14 protein-coding genes are annotated in these 14,530 nt (G+C 54.2%); 11 read left to right on the top strand and 3 right to left on the bottom strand.

Translation table 11 applies throughout. The annotated features are described in order from the left end of the window. A partial coding sequence (locus AC6F7T_RS08455) for a DUF2868 domain-containing protein (RefSeq protein WP_500717816.1) occupies positions 1–911 on the bottom strand: 911 nt, incomplete at its 3' end. Between the two features lie 282 nt (positions 912–1,193). On the opposite strand from AC6F7T_RS08455, the gene AC6F7T_RS08450 reads away from it, so the two are divergent. After that, on the top strand, positions 1,194–1,943 hold the full coding sequence (locus tag AC6F7T_RS08450) for an alpha/beta fold hydrolase (RefSeq protein WP_500717813.1): 750 nt from the start codon (positions 1,194–1,196) through the stop codon (positions 1,941–1,943). A gap of 64 nt (positions 1,944–2,007) precedes the next feature. Here the strand turns inward: AC6F7T_RS08450 and AC6F7T_RS08445 are convergent, their stop codons facing one another. Further along, positions 2,008–4,992 (bottom strand): ATP-binding protein, encoded by a 2,985-nt coding sequence (locus tag AC6F7T_RS08445; RefSeq protein ID WP_500717811.1) that lies wholly within the window; start codon positions 4,990–4,992, stop codon positions 2,008–2,010. A 175-nt stretch (positions 4,993–5,167) separates the two neighbouring features. Between AC6F7T_RS08445 and AC6F7T_RS08440 the strand changes: the two genes are divergently transcribed. From AC6F7T_RS08440 to AC6F7T_RS08410, 7 genes are all read left to right on the top strand, one after another. Beyond that, positions 5,168–7,186, top strand: a complete 2,019-nt coding sequence (locus tag AC6F7T_RS08440; protein WP_500717809.1) for a hypothetical protein — start codon at positions 5,168–5,170, stop codon at positions 7,184–7,186. Between the two features lie 33 nt (positions 7,187–7,219). Continuing rightward, positions 7,220–7,789: a LemA family protein gene (locus tag AC6F7T_RS08435; protein ID WP_500717807.1), complete on the top strand. Its 570-nt coding sequence runs from the start codon at positions 7,220–7,222 to the stop codon at positions 7,787–7,789. A gap of 99 nt (positions 7,790–7,888) precedes the next feature. After that, on the top strand, positions 7,889–8,383 hold the full coding sequence (locus AC6F7T_RS08430; protein WP_500717805.1) for a DnaJ domain-containing protein: 495 nt from the start codon (positions 7,889–7,891) through the stop codon (positions 8,381–8,383). Between the two features lie 97 nt (positions 8,384–8,480). Next, on the top strand, positions 8,481–8,669 hold the full coding sequence (locus AC6F7T_RS08425; protein ID WP_500717803.1) for a hypothetical protein: 189 nt from the start codon (positions 8,481–8,483) through the stop codon (positions 8,667–8,669). Next, positions 8,669–9,088, top strand: coding sequence for a hotdog fold thioesterase (locus AC6F7T_RS08420; RefSeq protein WP_500717801.1), 420 nt, complete (start codon positions 8,669–8,671; stop codon positions 9,086–9,088). The genes AC6F7T_RS08425 and AC6F7T_RS08420 overlap by 1 nt, the downstream gene beginning before the upstream one ends. A 210-nt stretch (positions 9,089–9,298) precedes the next feature. Further along, entirely contained in the window at positions 9,299–9,862 is a 564-nt protein-coding gene (locus AC6F7T_RS08415; RefSeq protein WP_500717799.1) for an elongation factor P, read from the top strand. Between the two features lie 5 nt (positions 9,863–9,867). After that, a complete protein-coding gene (locus AC6F7T_RS08410; protein WP_500717797.1) occupies positions 9,868–10,464 on the top strand; it encodes an NUDIX domain-containing protein in 597 nt (198 codons plus the stop codon). A gap of 137 nt (positions 10,465–10,601) precedes the next feature. Here the strand turns inward: AC6F7T_RS08410 and AC6F7T_RS08405 are convergent, their stop codons facing one another. After that, entirely contained in the window at positions 10,602–11,570 is a 969-nt protein-coding gene (locus AC6F7T_RS08405) for a response regulator (protein WP_500717796.1), read from the bottom strand. Positions 11,571–12,119: 549 nt separating this feature from the next. On the opposite strand from AC6F7T_RS08405, the gene cbiD reads away from it, so the two are divergent. The 3 genes from cbiD to cobM all read left to right on the top strand — a co-directional run. Continuing rightward, positions 12,120–13,121, top strand: coding sequence for a cobalt-precorrin-5B (C(1))-methyltransferase CbiD (gene cbiD, locus AC6F7T_RS08400; protein WP_500717795.1), 1,002 nt, complete (start codon positions 12,120–12,122; stop codon positions 13,119–13,121). Further along, on the top strand, positions 13,118–13,750 hold the full coding sequence (gene cbiE, locus AC6F7T_RS08395; RefSeq protein ID WP_500717793.1) for a precorrin-6y C5,15-methyltransferase (decarboxylating) subunit CbiE: 633 nt from the start codon (positions 13,118–13,120) through the stop codon (positions 13,748–13,750). Before cbiD ends, cbiE begins: the two co-directional genes overlap by 4 nt. A gap of 148 nt (positions 13,751–13,898) precedes the next feature. Continuing rightward, positions 13,899–14,530: precorrin-4 C(11)-methyltransferase (gene cobM, locus AC6F7T_RS08390; RefSeq protein ID WP_500717792.1), on the top strand; the 632-nt coding region annotated here is incomplete at its 3' end.

Here is a 14,530-nt window from a genome sequence, read left to right as displayed (position 1 = left end):
AACAGAAACGGCCACCAGGAGGTAAGCCCCGCGCTGGTAAGGCGCCAATAGCCTTCAATCAGGACAATCTTGCTGCCGATAATCTGCTCAAGCCCGGGATAGGCCCACTCTGCCGGCAGCAGCCAGGCCCAGGGCAGGGCGATCCAGCGTACCAGTTCGGCGAGAAAAAGATCGGTCAACGGCAGGGTCGACTGCCAACCGAAGGCGATATCAGTGAAACTGATTTTGGCCAGCAGAGTCAGCAGCACCCCAAGATTAAAGCCGCTGCCGGCCAGCTGTAGCAGGATAAAGGCCGGCCACAACAACAGATTGCCGTAGATCTGGCGGAGTTGCTGCAAACTACCTGATGCGGCCTGCAGGTCAAGTCGTCGCGTAGCGGGCAGGTGTTTCTGTGAACGTCTGAAAAGAGAGGTAAAGAGTCTGGCCAGGGCGCGGGTGAGCAGGGTATAGAGGACGGATTTTGGGCCTTTCCCCTGGCGCAGCAAGCGATAACCGAAGAGCCCGAGGTTGAGGATGACCAGCAGCAGTTGCACGAGGATAAAGATGGCAAAAAAACCGGATACATTGACCGGCGTGGTGCCGTCATAACGGAGAAAGGATGCCGCCAGGCCGCTACCCGCCAGCAGACTGAGCAACAACAGCAGTCCAGCACTCAGGGAGGTGGCTTCCTGCCAGATCTGCCCCGGTAGAGGCAGTTGCTGCCGCTGATATTCCTGACGACGGGCACAAAGCCAATGGCCGGCCAGCGTGGGCGTGGAAGGTTCAGCGCTCACATCAAGCCCGGTGGCAATATAAATGGCACGGTCGCGCCGGCGCAGTTCAGTATCATCGCCCTGTTCAAGACGTGGTTCATCACGCTTGAACAGAAATTCAAGGTCAAGGATATCAGGCAGAGAAAATAATGGTTTCATTGACGGCGGCGCTATCGGATTGAGATACTGTTAATTGAGTGTGTCTGTTCTTACACCGGATTGGGAATCCTATGTCAAGGGACGCGATTGTTTCCCGCCGGGTCATCCATGACCGCTTGCTGTCGCCGTCCATGGCGACAAACACCCTTGCCACAGGATCCCCGACCCTGCGCAAGGGCAGAGCTGAATAGTTACAATACATTTTCATTGTGCCGGAATCATAACAAAAAACCGCCGGTTGCGACAGCCTGTTGCTGCAACGTCTTACCCGGGAGGTTCATCATGCATGATCTGTTCAACCATCCGTTAATCTCGCAACGTTATTTTTTTCCGCGCCGGGGATTTTTGTCTGAGCCTTTTATGGTGGAGGTCGAAGGGGCACAACTCGGCTGTTATTACCATGAGGTTGATCCGCAGGCCAAAACCCTGGTGCATTTTCACGGTAATGGCGAAATTGTCGATGACTGGCTGGATGGCTTCGTCGAGGCCATCGCTCATGCGGGACTTAACTGCTTTCTGGCAGAGTACCGTGGTTACGGTAGGTCAACCGGCGAACCGCAGCTGGGAAAGATGCTGGAGGATGTCAAGGCAACAATTGCCGCTTTGCCGCTTCCGCCCGAGCAGTTGCTTATTTTCGGACGCAGCGTCGGTGCTATTTTCGCTCTGGAGGCGGTCCGACTCTTTCCGGATGTGGCCGGACTGGTGATCGAGAGTGGTATCGCCGATGTGCGCGAACGTCTGCTGTTACGGGTGCACCCGCAGGAGCTGGGAGTCAGTTTGCCGGAATTTGATCGAGCCGTCGATGCTCATCTCAATCATCAGCGCAAAATCGCTGTTTACCCGGGCCCGCTGTTGGTGATGCATACGCGCAACGACGGGCTGGTAAGTGCCCGGCACGCTGAAAAGCTTTATCAGTGGGCTCCCGGACGCAAGGAATTGAAGATTTTCCCCCACGGTAATCATAACGACATCATGTCCGTTAACACCCGCGAGTATTTTTCAACCCTTCAGGGTTTTATCGCCACCTTGTGACAGGATTTTTATGGGGCTGATAAAGGGTATTTGCTCGGCGTCGGGTCGGGGTGGCGCTGAATAATTACGATGAACGCAGGGTTAATGCCGCGCTGAGTTCGTTGAGATCAAAAGGTTTAGCCAGCACCGCACAAAATCCGTGTTGCCGATAATTAGCCATAATCGGATCCTGAGAGTAACCGCTTGACACAACAATGCGGGCGTCAGGGTCAAGGGCAAGAATTTCCTGTGCTGCTTCTTTGCCGCCTTTGCCACCGGGGACGGTGAGGTCAAGAATTGTCAAACAGATGGGAGGTTCTTTGTCTAGATATTCCCGATACAGACGAACGGCCTCTTCTCCGTCAGCCGCCGCCAGCGATTCCAAACCGAATTCCTCGAGCATCAGACAGATGGTCTGGCACACCGGTTCCTCATCATCCATCACCAGCACCTTGCCCTGAAGTCTGTTGTTCGCAAGCTTTTCAGCTTGGACTTTGAGCTCCTGTCGTTTTTTCGCTGAGGCTGGCAGGAAAATGCCGAAGCTGGTGCCTTGTCCAGGTGATGAGTCAACCTGAATGTGGCCTTCATGTTTACTGATAATTGAGTGAACGATAGACAACCCCAGGCCGCTGCCCTGAGGTTTGGTGGAAAAGTAGGGGTCAAAGACCTTGTCGATGATTTCAGCGGGGATCCCCTCACCCTGATCGCTGATGCTCACCCGTATGTATTGTCTGGCGGGATCAAGAGGTGTGCCGACTATTTCATCCGCATCAGCAACAGCGCAGGAGACGGCAACAACCCCTCCTTTCGGCATTGACTGTACGGCATTAAGGATCAGGTTCTGAATCACCTGACTGATCTGATTGATATCGACATCCACCAGCGGCAGTGCATCGGCAAAATCGTATCGGCAGGATACTTCTGCCCCATGGAGAATGAAATCTGTTGAATCCTTGATAATTTCCAGCAGAGAGGCTGTTTGTCTGATCGGTTGCCCCCCCTTGGCGAAAGTCAGGAGTTGTCTGGTCAGATCGCGGGCACGCAGGGACGCTTTGGTCGCATCTTCGAGGCGTTTACGGGTTTTTTCCGCGAGATTGGAATCCAGTAAAGACAGATCGATATTACCAAGAATCGCGGAAAGCATATTGTTGAAATCGTGGGCTATACCGCCGGCCAATAAACCGAGGGACTCAATTTTTCTGACCTTCTCGAGTTCACGTTCGAGGCGATATTGATCGGTGACATCACGGAATACCAGTACCACGCCGATGGTTTCCCCACTACTGGTGATAATGGGTGCACCACTGTCAGCGATACTGCGCTTTTCTCCATCGCGGGATATAAGCGCAGTATGGTTCGCCAGGCCAACTGTCTGCCCCGAGGAAAGCACTTTTTTCACCGGATTTTCGCAGGGTGCGCCGCTCAGCTCATTGATGATGTTGAAAATCTCATCAAGGGAACGACCTGTTGCTTCGTTGTTGTTCCAGCCGGTGAGTTGTTCGGCAATTGGATTCATCCGCATTACTCGACCATTGGTGTCGGTGGTGATGACCGCGTCCCCAATGCTGTCGAGGGTGACGGCGAGTTGCTCTTTTTCGGCGGCAAGGGCCCGCTCGGCTTCTTTTTTGTCAGTGATGTCGGTCGCTATTTCAAGCCGTACCGTTCGCCCGTCGACCCAATTGATGGCTCGATCTATGATGTAGTACCAAAGCTGGTTTCTGGTGTTATGAAATTCCCAGGTATGGATGCCGGCAGGTTGTCCTTGCGCGTCAATCAATAAATGGTTCGTACAAAAAGGGCATGGCCCTGATTGATCCGATTGAATTGCCCGCCAGCAGACCTGGCCGGTGACATCACCAAAAATCTTTCTGCCATGGCGGTTAATAAAAAGAACTTCGTAGGTCTGCATGTCGGCGACGTAGACCAGCGCATCAAGGCTGTCCATAATCAGGCGAACGCGCGCTTCACTCTCCCTTAAGTTGTTGTGGTTGGCCTTGATCTTGGTTGCCATTTCGTAAAAGACATCGGTCAGTGTTGCTATTTCCCTTGGGGCAACACGAATAGATGGCCGCTCGGGGAGGGCTCCGGATGCTAGATCGCGGCTGAACTCGGCAAGGGTTGTTATCGGCTTGACCAGGGTGACACGGCTCATGCGCCAGGCCAGGAACAAGGTTGCAATCATGGCGGCGGCCAAGAGCAACAGATTGCGTGTCAGAATGGAGTTGGCGGATTGGAGAATTTCCTGCTCGGAGATGCCTGCCCATACGTAGGCATAGGCAGGTGTGTCTGGATTCAGACTGATGGGTTCAAAAGCGATGACACGTTGCGTGCCATCCGACCCGCGGCTTTTGAATAATCCTGTTTCCATCGCCGCTTGGGCCTTATTCCAGGCTTCTTGTGAAACGGGTTGTCCGATCGGGTTAGTGTCCGGGCGTGTGGGGGCATAAAAAAGCCGGATACCCTGATGATCTGTAATCGCAATTAGGGATTGATCGGAGAGTTGAGGAATATCCTGCAAAGTCGAAAAGCGTGAGAGATTAACGGCGGCGGTTAATACTCCACGGACTTTCCCGTCGACAGTTCTGACCGGGTAAGCAAATGCTAAAGCGGGTTCAATGATACCGACTCGTGCGATGATGTATTCACCAACAGCAAAATCATTGCCGGCAATGGCTTCGTTAAAGTGCTTGCGATCCGCCAGGTTGATGCTTTCAAAGGGAAAGGCAGCAGCTAACACATCACCGCTTAAGTCAGTCAGGGTGAAGTTCTGAAAATCGGGATTCTGTTTGATCAGAGATTGAAATATCTTTTCGCCGGCAGCGAGGTCAAAGGCCTGGATTTCCGGCAGCAGCGCGAGGGTAGAAAGGATGCTACGGCTGGTATTGACAAGATCCAGCTGTGCTTGTGCCATACTGTGGGTGAGGAGTTGAACGTTTTTTTCAGCAGCTTTAATGGCGATTTGCCGTTGTTCAAAACCGCTAAAGAGCAAAATGCTGAAGGCGGGAATCAATGCGATAATCAGCAATAGAGCAAGATTTCTGCCGATGGATCCCTCGAGCCAACACTTCATGCAAAAGCCCCCGGCGTGGTTTATGGTGCGCAAACTTTTTATATAAAACGATTTTTCGCATACTAGCATCTGTTTAACGCAACTCCAAATATTTATTGTAGTCACTTAATGCTTGCCGTGCCATGGGTAGCGTGGCTATACTTATAAAACTAAACTAATGTTGTGGTCGGGTCGTATGTCCCAGGATTCATTTCTTATTGTTAAGCAATATCCGCAGCCGCCGGAGCGGTTTGAGGATTTTCTGCGCCTGCTGTTCGAACGTCACCAGCTCGACATGTTTCAGGGTCGTCAGCGGCTGCTTGGCCGCAGCCTGGCCCAGCTGGCACAGGGGGCGCGCAACGAGCTGGAACAGATCTCGGCATCCCTGTCCGAAGCAGGTCATGTTCATTGGCTGATAGACCCGGTACCGCCTGCTTTTGCCCCCCGACGAATCTATGGACTCGAAACCTCCAGCAGCGGGGTGGTGTTTGCCTGCCGGGATGAAGAGATCGAGTTTGCTCAAGGTACAAGTGTTCTGGCGGTGCTGGCTGATGTCTCTGGGGGGCTGGCGGACAAGCTCATGGCACGTATACTGGCCGGCAACGCCTACCGTGGACGTGAGGCGATGCAAGCTGAAGGCCCGCAGCAACTGTTCAGCATGATTCTCCAGGGACAACCTGTTCTTGATTTCTATCGCCTCGACGAAAACAAAAAAATAACTGCAGCGGTGCGGGTTTTCCCCGGGCGCTTCAACCCCCAGGGGCTGGGCGAAGCCGCCACCTTGAGCAGTCGCAAAAATCTTGAAGCGCTGCTTACATTGATGGAGGAACAATCCGCCGCTTTTCAACTCCATGTCGATCTCGGGGTGGCCCTGTTGCCGGGTTGTCAGTTGCGCCGCGCGGATAAAAATGATCAGGATGCCCTGCGCCATAACCTCAATCGCATGACCCGCTATGGCTGGTTGATGGCCGATCTGTGGCGCCATGGTTCACTGCCGCGCCAGACCGGCGGCAACCTGAATCAAAATGTAGGATCAGGCGGGTTGGGAACCCTGCTGGCGGCCCCACTAATGGCCAGCGGAGAAATAGACCGGGAAGCAACTGTGGGGGCGCATCCCCTGATGGATGAATTGAGGGATGACATTACCGCCGCTACGGGTGATCCTGACAAAACCGGATCGAACAACCGGCAGAACCTTGCGCGGCGGTCAACGATCCCGATGTTGCCGGCGCCTCCGCCAAATTCCCCCGCGGCCTGGACCGCACAACGCATCTGGACACTGATCTTAGTTGCTGGTGGTTTTATTGTCTTCTTCCTGCTGTTACTGGCTGATCGCAGTGATCTGATTGACCAGATCGCTTACCACAGTATTGCTTCCGGTGCGGTGCCCTTTGTTCTGGCTGTTTTGTCTTCTGGTTATGGATTTTACCATCTGCGCATCAAACGCAAGATCGAGAATACCCCCACCAGCCGGATCCGCTCCGTTGCCATGGGAATGGTAGAGGTCAAGGGCAAAGCCCTGCGCAAGTATGCCCTGGTGGCCCCCATGTCGCATACGCCCTGTGTGTACTATCGCCTGACCCGCTATCGCAAGGACAAAAATAACCGGTGGCAGGCGATCAGTGTCACCTCCAGCGATAGCGCTTGTTTTTTTCTTGAAGATGGCACCGGTCGCATCGAAATCAATCCTGCCGGTGGTCGGGTACGTGCCGGAACCCGGCAGGAAGGTTTCCCCGGTCAGGTCGGCCTGACCCGTTTTGATTCCGATCAGACGGAAAAATGGCAAGAAGAGATTATTGTTGAAGGGACCCTGCTCTATGTCCTCGGTTTCGCATCTAACAAGCCTGCAGAAGGTGAATCTTTGCGTGAAGAGGTGCAGAAATCGCTCCGTGATCTCAAACAGGATCCATCACGTTTAAAGCAGTTTGATCTTGACGGTGACGGAAAAATCTGTGTTGATGAATGGGATGCGGCGCGGGCCCAGATGGAAGAAGAGATCTACCATCAGCGGTTGATCCAGCACAGTCAGCAGCGCCGCCGCCAGGAAGATCATATCGTCATCGGGCGCCAGCCCGGGCGGCCGCTGATTATCGCTGAAACCCACTGCGAGACCCATTTGACTGGAAAATATCGCAACACGGCAATTGGTTTATTATTGTTAAGCACCCTCTTGACCGGGGGATCCATCTATTTACTGCTAAATTACATACAATAATCTTCCCATCTTACCTGAAAAAGGAGTTTAGTTATGACTGGTTGGATTACATTGGGGGTGTTGTTGCTGCTGTTGGTTGCAGTGATTGTTTACACCATCATCATCTACAATGGCTTTATCGCCCTGAAAAACACCATCAGCCAGGATTGGAGCAATATCGACGTGCTGTTAAAACAGCGCTACGATGAATTGCCCAAGTTGATCAAGGTCTGTGAAGGCTATATGCAGCACGAGCAGCGAACCCTTGAAGCGGTGGTCAAGGCGCGCTCCATGGTCAATTCGGCACGCACCGACGAGCAGCAGCTGCAGGCGCAGAACATGCTGACCGATACCCTGAAATCCCTGTTCATGGTGGTGGAACGCTACCCCGAGCTCAAGGCCGATGCGGGTTTTCGCCAGCTTAGCTACCGGATCACCGAAATCGAAGATCAGATCGCTGACCGGCGCGAACTCTACAATGCCTCGGTAACCATCTACAACACCCGGCTCGGACAATTTCCCGATCTGGTGGTTGCCAACATGTTCAAGTTTCAACCGCGCACTCTGTGGATTATTGATCCCGAACATCGTCAGGATGTCAGCGTGAGCTTTGCTGCCGGTTAAAGTTTTTGCGCGATGCAGCCGACAAGTACAAGGACGACCGGGTTTTGACCCTGGCTTGTCGGTTTGTATGGTTCATTGGGCAGGGCTCAGGGCATTGTTATGGCATTAGACTATTACAGATTACTGGGGATTCCGCCTGACGCGGATCAGCAGCGGATCAGAAGTGCCTACCGCAGTCTGGCCAAGCGTTGTCACCCTGATACCAATCGCGGCTCGGAAGCGGCAGCTGAACTCTTCCGTCAGGTCAACAACGCCTATCGGATTCTTTCCGACCCGGCGCGGCGGGTGCGTTACGATGAAGAACTGGCCAAACGCAACCAGCGTCAAGCCGCTGCCACTGCGGTTAAACCAGCGTCGAGCCTTGATCCGGCACAAAAGTTCAGCCGCTTTGTCAATTCGCTGCTTGATGCTATCTTTGCTCCGGACGCGGTTCCGGTGGCACCAACACCAGTTCGTCCGGTAGTTGCCAAACCGAATAAAACCCCCTCGTTTAATTTTTTCTATCACCGTGCTCTGGAAAAAGAAAAACCCCAATATCGCCGCGGCAGCGATGGAGTTTTTCGCAAAGTACCGCGCAAGAAACCACCTGCTTAGTTTCCTTTCACGTCAATCCGCCGCCTCGATTTGCGCTCCAGCCCCCAATGCGGCTATGATTCCCTTCTAAAATGACCAAATCTCAACAGGAGTTTTTATGGAAGATGAATGGGCGCAATTAAAAATGTGTGAACTAAAGGCCAAGGGTCTGATGGAAGAGATCGATCGCCGCTCAAATAAACCGACGGTTGTCTGTGGTAAATGCGGTGCCAAAGCCAATGAGGCAGAGCATCTGCATAACCCGCGCCCCATGGCAAAAAAGTTTTCCGACAATTTATGGGGGTGATGGTGCAGGAATATCTTGATTTTTTTCGCGCTAACGATCATTTTGCCCGGCATTGCGGGTTTGAACTGCTCGAAGTAAAGCCCGGTTTTGCCACCGCGAAGATGCTGATCCAGCCATTTCACTTTAATGGCGCTAATACCGTTCACGGTGGTGCTCTGTTTGCCCTGGCCGATTTTGTTTTTGCGGCGGCGGTGAACAGCCGCGGGCAACTGGCACTGGCAATCAATACCAGCATGGCGTTTATTAACGCCGCTTTTGCTGGAACCCTTATCGCTACGGCACGGGAGGTTTCCTGCAATCGGCGGCTCGGCGTGTACCAGGTTGATATTCATGATGAACAGGGGCAATTGATTGCCCAGTTTCAGGGAACGGCGTATCGCAAAAACGAGTCGCTGCTGTCGGAGGTTGAGGAAGGGTAGTGGTTCAGCACCGGGCCTTTGAATCCTATGTCAAGGGACGCGATTGTTTCCCGTTGGGTCATCCATGACCGCTTTTTGTCGCCGTCCATGGCGACAAAAACCCTTGCCACAGGATCCAAAGGCCCTGCGCAAGGATAGAGCTGACCAGATACAATAATAAAAGTATATTTTTTGTCCGTCGTAATTTCATTCCAAGGAGTATCCCAATTTATGATCGAAGCAAGTGATTTTCGCCGTGGTGTCATTTTTCAGCATGATGCCGCTCCCTGTCTGGTGGTGGATGTCAGTTTCCAGTCGCCGACAGCGCGCGGTGGCAATACCCTGGTCAAAACCAAATATCGCAATCTGCTGACCGGCCAGGTGTTAAGTGGATCTTTCAAGTCGGGCGATCGCTTTGATGAGGCTGATTTTTCCCGCCGCAAAGGGCAGTTTTTATACGCTGCCGATGACCATGGCGTGTTTATGGACAATGAAAGTTTCGAACAGTATGAGCTGGGCGGCGATATCTATGAGGACATTCGCGGTTACCTGCTTGAAGGAGCCGAAGTCACCCTCGGCGTGTATAACGATCAGGTCGTCACTATTGATCTGCCGCAGGTGGTTGAATTGACGGTGACCGAAACCGCTCCGGCGATTCGTAACGCTACTGCCACCGCTCAAAGCAAAGAGGCCGTGCTTGAAACCGGCATCAGCGTTCAGGTTCCGGGTTACCTTGAGAGCGGGGAAAAAATCAAGGTTGATACCCGGGAGTGCCGCTTCGTCTCCAGGGCCTGATGCCCATGATAGATCTGGAACAGATCAGATCGGGGCTGATCCAACATCAGCCACAACTGTTGACGCAGCAGGATTTTCGCCGGGCAGCGGTCGCCATGCTGCTGCGTGAGCAGGCCGGTGAAACGGAAGTTCTGTTTATCCGGCGCGCCGAGCACGAGCTGGATCCCTGGTCGGGGGATCTGGCTTTTCCGGGGGGCGGCGTTGATCCGACAGACCTCAGTCCACGGGCCGCTGCCGAACGGGAAACCTTCGAGGAAATCGGGCTGGAGCTTGCTCCACACCTGTATCTTGGCCGCAGTGATGACCTGGCCGGGGCTTATTTATCGATTCACATTGCCTGTTTTGTCTATCAGCTGGAAAACGAGGCGTACTTTTGCCTCAATGGTGAAGTGGTTGATCTATTCTGGGTACCGTTTCGCACCTTGCTTGATCCGGCGCGCAATTGCCTGCACGAGTTTCACTATCGCGGCGCCGGGCGCTGCCATCCGGTTATTGAATTGCCTGAGTGGAGTAATCGCCCGCTGTGGGGGATCACCTATCGCCTGCTGCAGAATTTTCTCGGGCGCTTCGGCCTTTCCTTCCGTCATCCGGAACGGTTTTGAAAAAAATATTGGTAATTACTCAGCACCCAATTTGCATCGGAGCGGGGCTGCCATGACAAGGGCATCTGTCGCCATGGACAGCGAAAGAGTCCCTTGACACAGGCCTCCCAACCCGGTGCTGAACAGGTACAAAACAGTCATCCTCGCCGGCGACATATTTTGACGCTGCTTCCACTCGACTGTTTGGCCAGTTTTTTCATCTCGGTGCAGGCATCGATCATCTCCAGGACACTGCTAAAGCGTCGCACCGTCAGATCAATCCCCCCCAAACTTAAGTTGACCAAAGGAAAAAACTGTTCAACTCCCTCACGGTTAGCCGCCACGATGTGGCCACGTTGACGATCATCGGTGGAGTAAAATTCAGGGATTCCCAGATCGATACGGCGCAAGATGTCATCAGTGACTTGGGCGGCGACACTTGAGGGCAGGGTAAACATGAAATCATCGCCGCCAATATGGCCAAGAAAGGCATGGCCGCAACCGGCAGCGTGGAGGGCAACGCGGATCACGTTTGCGGTAAAGATGATCATGTCATCGCCACGGGCGAAGCCGTAGACATCGTTGTAAGGTTTGAAATGATCAAGATCGGCATAGATAACGCAGTACTCTTCATTGCTGTTCAGTACCCGCTCCAATTCCTGATGTATGCTGTTATTGCCCGGCAGCCCGGTATTGGGGTTAGCGTCGAGGGCGAGGGTGTTGAGACGTTTGAGCTCAACCAGAGCGGTCTTAAGTTTTAACTGATTTTTGACCCGCGCCTTAACCGATGGAGCAGTAAATGGGCGGGCGATGTAGTCAGAGGCGCCGCACTCAAAAGCTCTTTCCTCCTGCTGCGGCGAAGATTGTGGTGCAATAAAGATGACGGGGAGGTGGCTGGTTTTTTCGTCCTGCCGTAATCTCTCACAAAGCTGGAACGGGTCTTCTCCCGGCAGGCGCGTATCCAGCAACAGCAAGTCGATGGACTGCTGATGGAGCAGTGTTAACAGCTGATCGCTGGAGTTGGCGGTAACGACATGATAACGATCCTTCAAGGTTCCGATCAGGCTGGCTACACCCATCAGGTCGGCATCGGCGATCAGGATGCGGCAGCGGTCAGTGGTGGGCATGAGATGATCTCCCTTAACGGTTTTTTCAGCAGCGACCTTTATTTATAATCAAAAACTATGTCCCAACCTGCAGATGCTCGAACAAATGATCCTCGTTGCGTAAAGAGACAGACCCCTGTTGCTGCAACTGCTCAATTTTGCGCCAGGAGCGCCCGTCGGTAAAGTTATTTTTTTGCTGCGGTATCTGTTCAGCACCGGGCCTTTGAATCCTATGTCAAGGGACGCTTTTCGTCATCCATGACCGCTTGTTGTCGCCGTCCATGGCGACAAACACCCTTGCCACAGGATCCCCAACCCGGTGCGAAGGACAGCAGCTGAATAGTTACTTGCTGCGGATCAATCAGGTAGACGGGTTTGCCCAATGTTTGCGCTTCCAGTGCCAGATCCAGACAGCTCAGGTTTCCCTCCCCCCACCAGTTGGTTGCAATGACACAGATATCTTAAAATATGGTCTGTTCAGGGAAGCTGTTGCCCAATAAAGTCAGGTTCTGAACTATCTCGGTGCAAAAGGCTTGACAGCCACTGCCTTTCGTCAGACCATCGACCACCATGCGAAAAGGATTTACCACCGGAACCGCTGCAGCTGCGGCTGCCAGAGCCCATGCCCGGTTCATCATTCATCAGCTGAACGGCGATTATGTCGACGTCATGCTCCCTGGCGGAGGGAGGCTGGGTGTCCCTGTGGTCTGCCGGTCCCATGGTGCCATGGTCACCAAGGACGCCGGTGACGATCCCGATGTCACCCACGGCGCAGCGATATGGGCGGGGGTGGAGTTGCGTGAGGACGACACCGCCATCCATATCGTCGGCGGCGAGGGGATTGGTGTGGTCACGCGTCCCGGCTTGCAGATTCCCGTGAGTCAGGCCGCTATCAATCCGGTCCCCCGCGCCATGATCGAAGCCAATGTGCGGGCGGAGATCGGTCCGGATCGCGGCGCTGTCGTGACTATCTGGGTGCCTGACGGCAAGCGGCTGGCGGCGCGGACCTTCAATGCGCGTCTGGGTATCGAAGGGGGGATCTCCATCATCGGTACCACCGGAATCGTTGAACCTATGAGCGTTCAGGCGCTGGTGGATACCATCCGCTGTGAAATTGACGTACAACTGGCCGAGGGCCATCCCATCACCCTGGTGCCCGGCAAGATCGGTGAAAAGTATGTGCAGACGCTGCGTCCCGGTACCGGTGCCGTACTGGTGAGCAACGCTTTTGCCGAGTCCCTGGCTTATCTGCGCCGGCGACAGGTAGAAAAACTAACCATCGCCGGGCATCCCGGCAAGCTGGCCAAGTTGGCCATGGGCTGCTATAACACCCACTCCAACGCCTCCCCCCAGGCCCAGAATTTTGTCGCCGCTATGCTGGATCTGACCGGGACCTTCAACACCGTCGAGGAAATTTGTCAGCGCTATCCGGCATCTTTTGCTCCGGTGGCGCAGCGCATTGCCGAACGGGTGCAGAGGGATTTCGGTTTTGCGCGGGTGGAGGTGTTGCTGTTTGATATGGCGGGAATGCTTTTGGCAAATTATCCCACAGCAAATTCAGGTGACCTGTGAATCAACAACCCCGCATTTTTATCATCTCCATGGGTCCCGGTAGCCCCGAGCTGCTGACGGTACGCGCCCGTCAGGCGCTGGAAACCATCGACCTGGCCGTCGGCGCGCCGCGCCTGACCGGGGGGCTGACGATCCCCTGTCATGAGCCGGTGCCGCTGGTCAGCGGGACGATCGAGTATATCCGTAACCATCCGGACCAATGCATCGGTGTGCTGGTCAGCGGTGATGCCGGGTTCTACAGCCTCAGCCGCGCCGTTGTGCAGGTATTCGGCCGGGAATCAGTGACTGTTATTCCCGGCGTCAGCGTCGTTCAGGCCGCTTTTGCCGCTATTGCCGAACCCTGGCAGGAGGCCCGATTCTTTTCTGCTCACGGACGGCAGGAGCTGGACATTGCGGCTATCATGGCAAGCGCACGTTTTTTGCTGCTCTGCGATCACAGCCACCATCCCCGCACGATTCTGGAGCGCTACAGTCTACTTCTTGAGCACTTTGACCTCTGGGTCATGAGTAACCTCAGCCTTGATAATCAAATGATCGTCCCCGTAACCAGGAAAACGGTCATCCCTGTAGATCCCTTGAGTTGTGTGGTGGGAGTAAAAAAAGATGCTTTTGCAAAAAGTGTCTACTGAGATGGCTAGGCAAAAAACACCAAATGCAAGGCGCGCAATTTTCGAGCTAGGAGGCGTACTTACGTACGTCGAGGAAGCGAGACGATTGCAGCAACACCGCAGTTGGTGAATTTTTGCGACGCCATCAAAAAAGAGAAGGAACATTAATATGATGGATAACAGTCAGCGTCCTCAGGTCTATTTTATCGGTGCCGGACCCGGCGATCCGGAGCTGATCACCCTCAAAGGGATTAACGCCATCAAGCGCTGTCGGACGGTCATCTACGCCGGCAGTCTAGTGGCTCCGGAAATCCTTGATCACTGCGTTGCCGGTGCGGCTATTCACAACTCTGCCTCCATGAATCTGGAGCAGATCATCGCCGTCATGGTCGCGGCCACCGGCGAGGGTCACAGCGTGGCGCGTCTGCACACCGGCGATCCCTCCCTTTACGGCGCTATTCAGGAGCAGATGGCCGAGCTCGACCAACGGGATATTTTCTATTCGGTCATTCCCGGCGTCACGGCGGTGTTTGCGGCGGCCGCCGCCCTGCGCACCGAGCTGACTGCGCCGGAACAGTCCCAGACCCTGGTCATCAGTCGCATGGCCGGACGCACGCCGGTGCCCGAGGATGAAGAGGTGGCGCGCCTGGCCTGCCATGGCGGCACCTTCTGTTTCTACCTGTCGGTGGATCGCTTCGGCGAGATTGCCCGAAAGTTTCTCGATCAGGGCTGGAGTCCGCAAACCCCCGTAGCCATGGTCTATCGCGCCAGCTGGCCCGATGAGCTGATGCGGCGCGGTAC

It is taken from the genome of Pelovirga sp. (assembly GCF_059864205.1).
The sequence above is the reverse complement of the archived record's forward strand: the minus strand, read 5'-3'. Positions and strand labels throughout refer to the sequence as shown.